Source organism: Mycobacterium sp. NGS67 (assembly GCF_059812185.1).
In genome coordinates this window covers 77,484-89,387 of record NZ_JCALCF010000009.1, presented here as the reverse complement: position 1 = coordinate 89,387, position 11,904 = coordinate 77,484, and the positions used below count along the sequence as shown (strand labels likewise).

12 protein-coding genes are annotated in these 11,904 nt (G+C 68.2%); 8 read left to right on the top strand and 4 right to left on the bottom strand.

What is annotated here, in order from left to right; translation table 11 throughout:
- Position 1: 1 nt before the first annotated feature.
- Genes AC5Y4D_RS10805 through AC5Y4D_RS10795 form a run of 3 tightly spaced genes read right to left on the bottom strand, consistent with a single transcriptional unit; the run spans position 2 to position 2,397 of the window.
- A complete protein-coding gene (locus tag AC5Y4D_RS10805) occupies positions 2-1,042 on the bottom strand; it encodes an LmeA family phospholipid-binding protein (protein WP_499944735.1) in 1,041 nt (346 codons plus the stop codon).
- The gene (locus AC5Y4D_RS10800) at positions 1,039-1,857 is read right to left on the bottom strand and encodes a carbon-nitrogen hydrolase family protein (protein WP_499944736.1); all 819 of its coding nucleotides are present in this window, start codon (positions 1,855-1,857) and stop codon (positions 1,039-1,041) included. The genes AC5Y4D_RS10805 and AC5Y4D_RS10800 overlap by 4 nt, the downstream gene beginning before the upstream one ends.
- A gap of 24 nt (positions 1,858-1,881) precedes the next feature.
- Positions 1,882-2,397, bottom strand: coding sequence for a DUF2505 domain-containing protein (locus tag AC5Y4D_RS10795; protein WP_499944737.1), 516 nt, complete (start codon positions 2,395-2,397; stop codon positions 1,882-1,884).
- A gap of 26 nt (positions 2,398-2,423) precedes the next feature.
- Here AC5Y4D_RS10795 and AC5Y4D_RS10790 point away from each other — a divergent pair, with 26 nt between their 5' ends.
- Together AC5Y4D_RS10790 and AC5Y4D_RS10785 are read left to right on the top strand one after the other, a co-directional pair.
- Positions 2,424-3,509, top strand: coding sequence for a UDP-N-acetylmuramate dehydrogenase (locus AC5Y4D_RS10790; protein ID WP_500037132.1), 1,086 nt, complete (start codon positions 2,424-2,426; stop codon positions 3,507-3,509).
- Positions 3,510-3,629: 120 nt separating this feature from the next.
- Complete coding sequence (locus AC5Y4D_RS10785; protein ID WP_499944784.1) at positions 3,630-4,907, top strand: L,D-transpeptidase; 1,278 nt, start codon at positions 3,630-3,632, stop codon at positions 4,905-4,907.
- Here AC5Y4D_RS10785 and AC5Y4D_RS10780 read toward each other — a convergent pair.
- Positions 4,888-5,643, bottom strand: coding sequence for an SDR family NAD(P)-dependent oxidoreductase (locus AC5Y4D_RS10780; protein WP_499944739.1), 756 nt, complete (start codon positions 5,641-5,643; stop codon positions 4,888-4,890). The two genes, AC5Y4D_RS10785 and AC5Y4D_RS10780, sit on opposite strands and share 20 nt — an antisense overlap.
- Before the next feature lie 182 nt (positions 5,644-5,825).
- Between AC5Y4D_RS10780 and AC5Y4D_RS10775 the strand changes: the two genes are divergently transcribed.
- From AC5Y4D_RS10775 to regX, 6 genes are all read left to right on the top strand, one after another.
- Positions 5,826-7,151 (top strand): ROK family protein, encoded by a 1,326-nt coding sequence (locus AC5Y4D_RS10775; protein ID WP_499944740.1) that lies wholly within the window; start codon positions 5,826-5,828, stop codon positions 7,149-7,151.
- A 42-nt stretch (positions 7,152-7,193) separates the two neighbouring features.
- Entirely contained in the window at positions 7,194-8,528 is a 1,335-nt protein-coding gene (mshA, locus tag AC5Y4D_RS10770) for a D-inositol-3-phosphate glycosyltransferase (RefSeq protein WP_499944741.1), read from the top strand.
- Entirely contained in the window at positions 8,525-9,037 is a 513-nt protein-coding gene (locus tag AC5Y4D_RS10765) for a type III secretion system chaperone family protein (RefSeq protein WP_499944742.1), read from the top strand. Before mshA ends, AC5Y4D_RS10765 begins: the two co-directional genes overlap by 4 nt.
- A 22-nt stretch (positions 9,038-9,059) precedes the next feature.
- Positions 9,060-9,815: a phosphoglyceromutase gene (locus AC5Y4D_RS10760; protein ID WP_499944743.1), complete on the top strand. Its 756-nt coding sequence runs from the start codon at positions 9,060-9,062 to the stop codon at positions 9,813-9,815.
- A gap of 135 nt (positions 9,816-9,950) precedes the next feature.
- Positions 9,951-11,195: a sensor histidine kinase gene (locus AC5Y4D_RS10755; protein ID WP_499944744.1), complete on the top strand. Its 1,245-nt coding sequence runs from the start codon at positions 9,951-9,953 to the stop codon at positions 11,193-11,195.
- Positions 11,192-11,875, top strand: a complete 684-nt coding sequence (gene regX, locus AC5Y4D_RS10750) for a two-component sensory transduction protein RegX (RefSeq protein ID WP_499944745.1) — start codon at positions 11,192-11,194, stop codon at positions 11,873-11,875. The genes AC5Y4D_RS10755 and regX overlap by 4 nt, the downstream gene beginning before the upstream one ends.
- Positions 11,876-11,904 lie beyond the last annotated feature (29 nt).

Below are 11,904 nucleotides of genomic sequence, written 5' to 3'. Positions count from 1 at the left end.
CTCACAGATCGGCGAAGCAGGGATCGGTCTCGCCGGCGGGAATCGTGGCGTTGCGTGAGGAGAAGTGAACCACCACGTCGCTGTCGGTGACGTCGACACTGTCCGCTTTGATACCCAGCGGGAGCTTCGTGGTCAGGTCCGACGTGTATTCGTCGAGCGAGGACTGCACCGACTCCTTGGGCAACTTGAAGCCCAGCGCGTTGAAGCTGATGATCTCCAGCTTCAGTCCCCCGTTGGACACCGTCGGCTTGGCGACGATGTCGTTGAGGGTGCCTTTGAGTTCGACGGTCTTGTCGGCCGGATGCGTGGTCACACTTCGGGTGACGAATTCGCCCACCACGGGAATCGCGTTCTGCACGGTCTGCTTGATGCCGTCGGCCGTCCAGGTGATCGTCGCGTCGATCGCGCCGATCGTGCCTTTGGAGTCGGCCGTGTTGTTGAGTTTGACGTCTTTGATGCTGAGCTGCAGCTTCATGCCCTTGGCGTCTTTGATCTGGTTGCCGGCCGTCTCGATATTGATGTTGGTGTAGTGGTCGGTGATCACCTGCCACGTCACCAGCGGCGTCACCCCGAACGACGCCGTCGCCTCGTCCTTGACCTTGCACGCCGTCGCGGCCGCGATTTTGTTGTTGGCCTTGTTCCGGATGAACAGCTCGACGCCGATCAGCCCGGCGATGACGATCGCCAGGACGATGATCAGGACCAGCACGATCGACAGCGGGTCGCGAAATGAGCGCTTCTTTTTCTTGACCTCGCCCTGCGTGTCGGCGGGCGTGGCCAGCGGAGTCGTTTTGCTTGCAGCCGGGCCTGGCGGCGGCGGCTGGTTGGGCCGGCGGGTGTTCGCGTTGCCCAACGCGAAATTCTCGGTCGGTTGTGACGAGGGGGGCGGCTGCGGTTGCTGTCCCCGTCCGCCGCGGGGGTCGCCCGGGTTCGGTCTGGCGCCGTAGGGGTCGGATGCCGGGGGGCGGCCGAGCGGACCCTGATCGCCAGGTCGCGCCCAACCCGATGGGCCGTCTTTCCGTGGTCCCTGCGGAGTCGTCACCCCCGTGATTCTGCCCTATCGGGCTGCTGAAATGTTGCCCGGTTTCGCAGGACAGCGATCTTGTCCCGGGCCGCGGCCACCAGGTCGAGGTCGATGTCGGCGACCACCAGTTGCGGGTCGGCTCCGGCCGAGGCGATCACCTCGCCGAACGGGGACGCCACCAGGCTGCCCCCTACTCCGGTGGGTGCCCCCGACCCGTCCACCGCATCACCCGGGTCCGCCTGGCCGGCCGCGGCGATGAAACACGTCGAGTCCACGGCCCGCGCCCGGGACAGCAGCGTCCACTGCTCGAGTTTGCCCGGACCCGAACCCCAGGACGCGCACACCACGATCAGCTGGGCACCGCGGTCGGCGAGTTCGGTGTAGAGCGCGGGGAACCGGACATCGTAGCAGGTCGTCAAACCGACCCCGACGCCGTCGACGGTAACCACCACCGGGTCGGATCCCGGTGCGACGGTACGGGATTCGGTGAAACCGAACGCGTCGTAGAGGTGGATCTTGTCGTAGCGGGCGTCGGTGTCCGGTCCGGCGGCGATCAGCGTGTTGGTCACCCTGCCGTCACCGGACGGAGCGAACATGCCCGCGACGACGGTGATGCCTGCCTCGGCCGCGATTCGCCGGACGCCCTCGGCCCACGGCCCGTCCAGGTCCTGCGCGACGGGTTTGAGCGAGACGCCGAATCGGCACATGGTCGCCTCCGGGAACACCACCAGCTTCGCGCCCGCCGCGGCCGCCCGGCCGGTGTAGTCGTGCACCAGCTCCAAGTTCTGCGTCGGGTCGGTGCCGCTGAGAATCTGGGCCAGTGCGATCCGCATGAGTTTCAGCTTAGGGAGGTGGGCTCAGACGTTGTTGGCGATCCACTCGGTGGTGAAGCGTTGTTCCAGGATCATCAGCTCGCGCAACTGCGTGCCGATCAGATGCTCCAGCTTGCCGCCGATCAACGGGACACGCACCTGGATGGTGACGTTCGCGGCCATCCGGGAACCGCCGGTCTCGGCGTCGGGCGAGAGCACAGCGGTACCCCACAGGCTGACCGGCGCATCCACCAGCGAACTGCGGATGGACGCGGTCGCGATGCCGTCCTCGACCGGTCCCCAGCTCTCCTCCCGCCGGACGCACAGATCGCCGCGGTGCAGCTGGGTGACCAGGGCCGGAAGATTCTGCCGATAGACCCGCTGCAGGGTCACCACCGAGATGCTGTCCTCGGCCTCACCCAGGCGCATCTCTTCCAGCGTGGCGACGTCGACCGGGGTCTCGTCCAGCCGCGCCAGCCAGTACTGCTCCTCGTGGAACGCCCGGTGAACTTCCTCGACGCTGCCCTGGTAGACAGCCGACATGTCGAATGAGCGCGGCATATTTGTTCACGCTACCGTTACCGCCCGTGGTGGGTTCGCTATTTGCCGGTGCGCGCGTCACCGAATCGGTGCCGTTGGCGCCGTACACCACATTGCGGGTGGGGCCGGTAGCGCGGCGCGTAATTACTTGTGAGAGCAGCGATCAGGTGATCGCTGTGTTGCGCAAACTGGACTCCGACGACCACAACGCGAAGAACGCTCCGGTGTTGGTGTTTGCTGGCGGGTCCAACCTGGTGCTCGGGGACTCCGTTGCGGACCTGACGGTGGTGCGCCTGGCCAACGACGGCGTGGTCGTCGACGGCAACCTGGTGCGCGCGGAAGCAGGCGCGGTGTGGGACGACGTGGTGCGCCGGTCCATCGAGGCCGGCTTGGGCGGTTTGGAATGCCTGTCGGGCATTCCGGGTTCGGCGGGAGCCACTCCGGTGCAGAACGTCGGGGCCTACGGCGTAGAAGTCTCCGACACCCTCACCCGGGTCCGGTTGCTGGATCGGCGCAGCGGCGAGGTGCGCTGGGCGCCCGCCGAGGAGCTGCGGTTCGGTTACCGCACCAGCATCCTGAAACGGGCGGACGGGCTGGACCTGCCGGCCGTGGTGCTGGAAGTGGAATTCGCGTTGGATCCGTTGGGGCGCAGTGCGCCGCTGCGCTACGGGGAGCTGACCGCCGCGCTGGGAGCCCAGAGCGGTGAGTGCGGAGACCCCGAGACCGTCCGGGCGGCGGTGCTGGCATTGCGGGCGCGGAAGGGAATGGTGCTCGACGCGGCCGACCACGACACCTGGAGTGTGGGATCGTTCTTCACCAACCCGGTGGTGAGCCCGGCCGACTACGAGCGACTGGCCGCCGCGGCCGGCGTACCGGTGCCGCACTATCCGGCGCCGGACGGCGTCAAACTGGCAGCCGGCTGGCTGGTGGAACGAGCCGGGTTCGGCAAGGGCTATCCGGACGAGGACGCCCCGTGCCGGCTCTCGACCAAGCACGCGCTGGCTCTGACCAACCGGGGCACCGCCACTGTCGAGGACGTGATGGTAGTTGCCCGCGCTGTGAGAGATGGGGTTCGTGATGTGTTTAGTATCACACTGAAACCCGAACCTGTCCTGGTCGGTTGCGTTTTGTAGCTGCTAGTTTCATCCGCAAGCCCCTGGCGCGCGTCTTTGCGATGGGGGCCGAACGTGTTTCGCCCGGTATCTTTAGTTGTCGTGAGCAACCCCAGCGCGCCTCCGCCGATCAACCGGCGCATGGCTTTGACGGCCCTCGGGCTCGGCGTGCTGGCGCCCAGCGTACTGGCCGCGTGCGGCGGCAAAGTCGCCCAGCAGTCCGAGAGCAAGCCGCCGCCGGCCCCTCGGCTGAACTTCCAACCCGTCCTGGACGGGCAATCCGCCCAGGACGTGGTGCCGGTCGCGCCGATCAGCGTCGCGGTCAGCGACGGATGGTTCCAGCGGGTCGCGCTGACGAATTCGGCCGGCAAGCCGGTGGCCGGCACGTTCAACTCCGACCGCACCGTCTTCATGACCACCGAGCCGCTGGGCTACGACAGCACGTACACCTGGAACGGGTCGGCGGTCGGCCACGACGGCAAAGCGGTCCCGGTGACGGGCAAGTTCACCACGGTGACGCCGAAGAAGAAGATCGACGGCGGATTCCAGCTGGCCGACGGACAGACCGTCGGCATCGCGGCGCCGGTCATCATCCAATTCGACGCGCCGATCAGCGACAAGGCCGCCGTCGAGCGGGCCCTCACCGTCACCACCAACCCGCCGGTGCAGGGCAGCTGGGCGTGGTTGCCCGACGAGGCCAAGGGCGCCCGGGTGCACTACCGTCCGCGCGAGTACTACCCGGCGGGCACCACGGTGAACGTCGAGGCGAAGTTGTACGGCGTGCCGTTCGGTGACGGCGCTTACGGCGCGCAGGACTTCTCGTTGAACATCAATATCGGGCGCCGCCAGGTGGTCAAGGCCGAGGTCTCCTCGCACCGCATCCAGGTCGTCACCGACGCGGGCGTGATCATGGACTTCCCGTGCAGCTACGGCGAAGCCGACAAGGCGCGCAACGTCACCCGCAACGGTATTCACGTGGTCACCGAGAAGTACGCCGACTTCTACATGTCCAACCCGGCCGCCGGCTACAGCAATGTGCACGAGCGCTGGGCGGTGCGGATCTCCAACAACGGCGAGTTCATCCACGCCAACCCGATGAGCGCGGGCGCGCAGGGCAACAGCAACGTCACCAACGGGTGCATCAACCTGTCGACCTCGGATGCCGCCGAATACTTCCCGACGGCGATGTACGGCGACCCGGTCGAGGTGACCGGCAGCTCGATCCAGCTGTCCTACGCCGACGGCGACATCTGGGACTGGGCGGTGGACTGGGACACCTGGGTGGGTATGTCGGCGTTGCCGCCGCCGGCGGCGCGTCCGCCGGGCACGCAGATCCCGGTCACCGCCCCGGCCACCCCGTCCACGGCGCCGAGCCTGTCCGGCACGCCGACGACCACCACTACTGGGCCAGGTGGTTGAACCGGCGGGTCGCACTGGCCTGGTCGCGGGGCCGAATGACGATCTGGTCCAGGTTGACGTGCGGGGGCCGCGAGGCCACGAACCCGATCACCTCGGCGACGTCGGCTGCCGTCAGCGGCGTCATGCCGGCGTAGACGGCCTCGGCGCGCTGCTGATCGCCGTCGAATCGCACTAGCGAGAACTCCGTCTCGACCGCTCCCGGAGCTATCTCGGTGAGCCGCACCGGCTTGCCCAGCAACTCCCCGCGCAACGTGCGGTGCAGCGCTCCCTGCGCGTGCTTGGCGGCCGTGTAGCCGGCGCCACCGTCGTAAATCTCAAGTGCGGCAATGGAAGTCACGGTGACGACCAGACCGTCGCCGGACGCAATCAGTTTGGGCAGCAGGGCGCGGGTGACCCGCAACGTGCCGAGCACGTTGGTCTCCCACATCCATCGCCAATGCTCCAGGTCGGCCTCGGCGACCGGTGCCAGGCCTTTTGCCCCTCCGGCGTTGTTGACCAGCACGTCGACGCGGTCCAACGATCCGGCCAGCGCGGCGACGTCGTGCTCGGCTGTGACGTCTGCCACAACCGCGGTACCGCCGAGTTCGGCTGCCAGCGCGTGCACCCGTTCCGCCCGGCGCGCCACCGGAACCACGTGAAACCCTTGTGCCGCAAGCGTTCTGGTGGTGGCCTCGCCGATCCCGGAACTGGCGCCGGTAATCACCGCGATTCGTTTCTGCGCGTCCGGAAGCGTCATTGCGACAACTTTAATAAACAGTGCTAGGTTTCCGGTGTGCACCAAAGCGCCTTGTTCCACACGACGACCGCGTGTCTCTACGCGGGCTCGTGTTGTTGTCGCGCAATTTGCCGCGCCTGAACTGACGCAAGTCACGGGTGTGGCCAGGGACCCGGCCATCAGAACTCGGACAAGGACTGCCAGTGCACTCGACTACTTTCACCCACCATTCCCGTAGCCGCGGTCGTCTGCCGGGCGCGAGCGGACCGCCTCGGTCCTACCGGCAGGTGGTGCCGCCGGCACTGCACCTGTCCGACTCCGCGGCGGCGTCGGTTTTCCGGGCCGTGCGGTTGCGCGGACCGGTCGGCCGTGACGTCATCGCCAACGTCACCTCGCTCAGCATCGCCACGGTGAACCGTCAGGTCATCGCGTTGCTGGACGCGGGTCTGCTGCGGGAGCGCGCCGACCTCGCGGTGTCCGGGGCGATCGGGCGTCCCCGGGTGCCGGTGGAGGTCAACCACGAGCCGTTCGTCACGTTGGGCATCCACATCGGCGCCCGGACCACCAGCATCGTGGCTACCGACCTGTTCGGCCGGACGCTCGACACGGTCGAGACCCCCACCCCGCTCAACGCCGCGGGGTCCGCGCTGACGTCGTTGGCGCACAGCGCAAGTCGCTACTTACGGCGCTGGCACCGCCGCCGGGCGTTGTGGGTCGGTGTGGCGATCGGCGGCACCGTCGACAACGCCAGCGGCCTGGTCGACCACCCGCGGCTGGGCTGGCGGCAGGCCCCGGTGGGGCCGGTGCTGGCCGATGCGCTGGGACTGCCGGTTTCGGTGGCATCGCATGTGGATGCGATGGCGGGCGCCGAACTGCTGTTGGGCATGCGACGGTTCGCCCCGAACTCCTCGACCAGTCTGTACGTGTATGCGCGCGAGACGGTGGGCTATGCGCTGGTGATCGGCGGCCGGGTGCACTGCCCGACCAGCGGTCCGGGCACCATCGCGCCGCTGCCGGTGCAGTCGGAGTTGCTGGGCGGCTCGGGTCAGCTGGAGTCCACCGTCAGCGACGAGGCGGTGCAGGCGGCCGCGCGCCGGCTGCGGATCCTGCCCGGGGTGGCCCCGACGAATCGCACCGGCGCGTCCACCGCCGCGATGGCCGATCTGCTGAAGGTGGCGCGCGCCGGAAACCAGCAGGCCAGGGAGCTGCTGGTGGAGCGGGCCAAGGTGCTCGGCGAGGCCGTCGCGCTGCTGCGCGACCTGCTCAATCCCGACGAAGTGGTGGTCGGCGGCCAGGCCTTCACCGAGTACCCGGAAGGGATGGAGCAGGTGGAGCAGGCCTTTGCCGGGCGCTCGGTGCTCACGCCCCGCGACCTGCGCGTCACGGCGTTCGGCAACCGGGTGCAGGAGGCCGGGGCCGGCATCGTCTCGCTGGACGGGCTTTACACCGATCCGCTGGGGGCCATGCGCAGGTCCGGGGCGCTGGCCGAGCGGTTGTCGGACGCCGAACCTGAAGTCCTGGCCAAGTAGGGTCCGGCCCGCGGTCTGCGTGCGCCCTGTAAACATGACAGTGTGCGTTATGCAGGCGAAGACCCGCGCCGAGTTGCCCTGTTAGCGGTACACACCTCGCCGTTGGCGCAGCCCGGTACCGGTGACGCCGGCGGCATGAACGTCTACGTGCTGCAAAGTGCCCTGCACCTGGCCCGTCGCGGCATCGAGGTGGAGATCTTCACTCGGGCCACCGCGTCCGCCGACCCGCCGACCGTGCGGGTGGAGCCCGGGGTGCTGGTGCGCAATGTGGTGGCCGGGCCGTTCGAGGGCCTGGACAAGTACGACCTGCCCACCCAGCTGTGCGCGTTCGCCGCCGGGGTACTGCGCGCCGAGGCCGCGCACGAACCCGGCTACTACGACATCGTGCATTCGCACTACTGGTTGTCCGGTCAGGTCGGCTGGCTGGCCCGGGACCGCTGGGCGGTGCCGCTGGTGCACACCGCGCACACCCTGGCCGCGGTCAAGAACGCCGCGCTGGCCGACGGTGACACCGCCGAACCGCCGCTGCGCACGGTCGGGGAACAACAGGTCGTCGACGAGGCGGACCGCCTCATCGTCAACACCGATGACGAAGCGCGCCAACTGATTTCGTTACACCACGCCGACCCCGCGCGGATCGACGTGGTACATCCCGGTGTCGACCTGGACGTGTTCCGGCCGGGGGACCGTGCGGCGGCCCGCGCCGCGCTCGGGTTCGATCCGGACGAGCCGGTGGTGGCCTTCGTCGGACGCATCCAGCCGCTCAAGGCGCCCGACATCGTGTTGCGTGCGGCGGCGCGGCTGCCCGGGGTGCGCATCGTCGTCGCCGGCGGACCGTCGGGCAGTGGCCTGGCCTCTCCGGACGGGCTGGCGCACCTGGCCCGGGATCTGGGCATCGCAGCCCGCGTGACGTTCCTGCCGCCGCAGTCCCGCTCGGAGCTGGCCGGGTTGTTCCACGCCGCGGATCTTGTTGCGGTGCCGAGTTATTCGGAATCGTTCGGGTTGGTCGCGGTAGAGGCGCAAGCCTGCGGCACCCCGGTGGTGGCCGCCGCGGTCGGTGGGTTGCCGGTGGCGGTGCGCGACGGGATCACCGGCACCCTGGTCTCCGGTCACGAGGTCGGCCGGTGGGCCGAGGCCATCGGCCACCTGCTGCGGGTCGGTGCCGGACCGCAGGGTTGGGCGATGAGCCGCGCCGCGGCCCAGCACGCGGCCACCTTCTCCTGGGAGAACACCACCGACGCGCTGCTCGCCAGTTACCGGCGCGCCATCGAAGGCTTCGATGCGGAGCGCCAGCGGCGGGTGCGTGACCTGATGAACAGGGATGTCGCCAAGCGCAGGCCGCGGCGCTGGACGGCCCGGCGCGGGGTGGGCGCGTGAGTGTCGAGCGGCTGATCGAGGACACGCTGCAAGCCAGCGGCCTGAACTATTCGAAACACGCCGGTGCACGCGGCGGGCTGCCGGGCATCATCGTGGAACTGCCCGGCGAGCGCAGGCTCAAGACCAACACGATCCTGAGCATCGGCGAGCATTCGGTGCGCGTCGAGGCGTTCGTGTGCCGCCAGCCCGACGAGAACCACGAGGGCGTCTACCGCTTTCTGCTCAAACGCAACCGCCGCCTGTACGGGGTGGCCTACACGCTGGACAACGTCGGCGACATCTATCTGGTCGGCCGGATGGCGCTGGCTTCGGTGGACGCCGACGAGATCGACCGGGTGCTCGGACAGGTGCTGGAGGCGGTGGATTCGGACTTCAACACGTTGCTGGAGTTGGGTTTTCGCTCGTCGATCCAGAAGGAATGGGAGTGGCGGGTGTCGCGCGGGGAGTCGCTGAAGAACCTCGAGGCGTTTGCGCACCTGATAGACGACGAGGATGACGCGCAGGTCTGAGCGCGTGAGAGACTCTTCTTCCATGGGAGACACTGCCACGCTGGTGCTGTTGCGTCACGGCGAGAGCGAATGGAACGCCAAGAACCTCTTCACCGGCTGGGTGGACGTCGGGCTGACCGAGAAGGGCGAAGCCGAGGCAGTGCGCGGCGGCGAACTGTTGGCCGAACAAGACCTGCTGCCCGACGTGCTCTACACCTCGCTGCTGCGGCGCGCCATCAACACCGCGAACCTGGCGCTGGACGCCGCGGACCGGCTCTGGATCCCGGTGCACCGCACCTGGCGGCTCAACGAACGCCATTACGGCGCGCTGCAGGGTCTGGACAAGGCCAAGACGAAAGAGAAGTACGGCGAAGAGCAGTTCATGGCCTGGCGGCGCAGCTATGACACCCCACCGCCGGAGATCGAGAAGGGCAGCGAGTTCAGCCAGGACGCCGACCCGCGTTACGCCAACATCGGCGGCGGCCCGCTGACCGAATGCCTGGCCGATGTGGTGGCCCGGTTCCTGCCGTACTTCACCGACGTCATCGTCCCCGACCTGCGGACCGGCAAGACCGTGCTGATCGCCGCGCACGGCAACTCGCTGCGGGCGCTGGTCAAGTACCTGGACGACATGTCCGACGAGGACGTCGTCGGACTGAACATCCCGACCGGCATCCCGCTGCGTTACGACCTGGACGCCGACCTGCGGCCGACGGTCGCGGGGGGCACCTATCTGGACCCCGAGGCCGCGGAGGCCGGGGCCGCGGCGGTGGCCGGCCAGGGCGCCGCGAAAGGCTGAATTCGGCCGGTCGTGGGCCGCTTGCTGAACGTCGCGTGAACGCGAGCGGAACACCTGTGACGCGGCGTGTGACTTGTGCGATTTTCGCCGCGCTCCGCTAGGGCGGCGTTCACCGGAATTTGTAGGATTTGAGCTGTGACTGTGTTCTCGGCACTGTTGCTGGCCGGGGTCTTGTCCGGGCTGGCGCTGGCCGTAGGTGTGGCAGCGGGAGTCCGGCTGTCACGGCGTATGGGGCAACCCCGCCGCCAAACCACCGAGTGGACCGGCATCACCGTCGCACAGATGCTGCAACGCATTGTGGCGTTGATGCCGATGGGCGCCGCGGTGGTCGACACCCACCGTGACGTCGTCTACCTCAACGACCGGGCCATGGAGCTGGGCCTGGTGCGTGACCGCCAGCTCGACGACGAAGCCTGGAAGGCCGCCAAGCAGGCACTGGCCGGTGACGACGTCGAGTTCGACCTGTCCACGGACAAGCGCTCGGGCGGCAAGTCCGGGCTGTGCGTACACGGACACGCCAGGCTGCTCAGCGAACAGGACCGCCGGTTCGCGGTGGTGTTCGTGCTGGATCAGTCCGACTACGCCCGGATGGAAGCGACCCGGCGCGACTTCGTGGCCAACGTCAGCCACGAGCTCAAGACTCCGGTCGGCGCCATGACGCTGCTCGCCGAGGCGTTGCTGGCTTCGGCCGACGACACCGAAACGGTCCGCAGGTTCGCCGAGAAGGTGCTCATCGAGGCCAACCGGCTTGGCGACATGGTCGCCGAACTGATCGAACTCTCCCGGCTGCAAGGTGCCGAGCGCCTGACGAACGAGACCGACGTCGACATCGACGCCGTTGTCTCCGAGGCGATTTCGCGGCACAAGGTGGCAGCCGAGAACGCCGCCATCGACGTCCGCACCGATGCGCCCAGCGGGCTGCAGGTGCTGGGCGACCAGACGCTGCTGGTGACCGCGCTGGCCAACCTGGTGTCCAACGCGATCGCCTATTCGCCGCGCGGGTCGTTGGTGTCGATCAGCCGCCGCAGGCGTGGCGACTACGTCGAGATAGCGGTCACCGACCGGGGCATCGGGATCGCCCTGGAAGACCAGGAACGCGTCTTCGAGCGGTTCTTCCGCGGCGACAAAGCGCGTTCGCGCGCCACCGGCGGCAGTGGACTGGGGTTGGCGATCGTCAAGCACGTCGCGGCCAACCACGGCGGCAGCATCGGCGTCTGGAGCAAGCCGGGGACCGGATCGACGTTCACGCTGTCCATCCCGGCCTCCGGGTCCGCGGCAGCGCAGGGCCCGCCGGCGCAGGACGAGGCACAAACCGAGCAATCGCTCAGCCGGGACTTGAGGCCCGGCAGGTCACAACGAGAGGAAGAGTTGAGTCGATGACAAGCGTTTTGATCGTCGAAGACGAGGAATCGCTCGCCGATCCGCTGGCGTTTCTGTTGCGCAAAGAGGGCTTCGAGGCCACGGTGGTCAACGACGGTCCCTCCGCGCTGGCCGAGTTCGACCGGTCCGGCGCCGACATCGTGCTGCTGGATCTGATGCTGCCGGGTATGTCGGGTACCGATGTGTGCAAGCAGCTGCGCGCCCGCTCCGGCGTCCCGGTGATCATGGTGACCGCGCGGGACAGCGAGATCGACAAGGTGGTCGGCCTCGAGCTCGGCGCCGACGACTACGTCACCAAGCCCTACTCCGCGCGTGAGTTGATCGCCCGTATCCGGGCGGTACTGCGCCGCGGCGGCGACGACGACTCCGAGATCAGCGACGGGGTGCTGGAGTCCGGTCCGGTCCGCATGGACGTCGAACGGCACGTCGTCTCGGTGAACGGCGAAGCAATCACGTTGCCGCTCAAGGAATTCGATCTGCTGGAATACCTGATGCGCAACAGCGGACGGGTGCTGACCCGCGGACAGTTGATCGACCGGGTCTGGGGTGCGGACTATGTCGGCGACACCAAGACGCTCGACGTCCACGTCAAGCGGCTGCGGTCCAAGATCGAGGCCGACCCGGCCAACCCGGTGCACCTGGTGACCGTGCGGGGGCTGGGCTACAAGCTGGAGGGGTAGCCCGGGCGAACTCCTGCGCGCCGGGATTT